The sequence below is a fragment of the Psychrobacter sp. 1U2 genome (genome assembly GCF_051847575.1).
In genome coordinates this window covers 1-943 of the sequence record NZ_JBPYDC010000609.1, presented here as the reverse complement: position 1 = coordinate 943, position 943 = coordinate 1, and the positions used below count along the sequence as shown (strand labels likewise).

The window sequence follows — 943 nt, the reverse complement described above, 5'->3', positions numbered from 1 at the left end:
AGTGTGGTTGTCGTCAAAATAACTATCTGGTCAACTGTCACTAAAGTAATGCGTCAGATATTATAAAACGATATAGCCAATAAAATATCGATACCTCTGCAGTCAGTTATTCGCGCGCTACAGCAGATATAAGCCTGTTAAGATTAATAAAGTATAACTGCTAAAACGAACATCAACTTATCATCCAAATTGCTTATTAAGGATTGTTATGCATGCTATCGCCGCTCATCAATATAAAACCCTACAAGTTAGCGTTACCGAAAATATTGCCACCGTTACTATAAATCGTCCTCAAAAAAAGAACGCCATGAGTTTTCAAGTGGTTGATGAGCTGATCGCTGCTGCTAGACATATTAGTAAGGATAAAACGTTACGTGCCGTCATTCTTAATGGTGCTGAGGGGACGTTTTGTGCTGGTATAGATTTGGGTGATTTGAATCATCCCAAAAATCAAGCGTACGCTTTTTGGGAATTAATTAAACCTAACCAAAGCCTATTTCAGCAGGTCTGCTTGGTCTGGCGCGAAGTACCAGTTCCTGTGATTGCTGTATTAGAAGGGTATTGCATTGGGGCAGGATTACAGCTGGCTCTGGCGTGCGATGTGCGCATTAGTCATCCTGATTGCAAACTGTCCATTATGGAAGCCAAGTGGGGATTAGTGCCAGACATGGGATTGACGCAATCGGCACTAGGGGTCGTGCGTGCAGACGTGCTAAAAGAGCTAGCAATGAGTGCGCGTACCATTGATGCGGAGGAGGGGCGAACACTAGGGTTGGTTAGTCATTGTAGTGAATCACCATTACAACAAGCACAGTTGCTGGCCGCTGAGTTTGCCGAGCGTTCTCCTGATGCGGTGCTCGCAAGTAAGCGTGTCATCAATGCCATGTATCAGCAGTCGCATACGACGCTATATAAAGAAAAAATGTGGCAGTTAAAACTTATG

The 943-nt window shown here is 43.6% G+C and carries 1 protein-coding gene; it reads left to right on the top strand.

All coding sequences use genetic code 11. The annotated features are described in order from the left end of the window. Positions 1–208 precede the first annotated feature (208 nt). On the top strand, positions 209–943 hold a 735-nt coding region (locus tag ACS8FD_RS17605), incomplete at its 3' end, for a crotonase/enoyl-CoA hydratase family protein (RefSeq protein WP_439276801.1).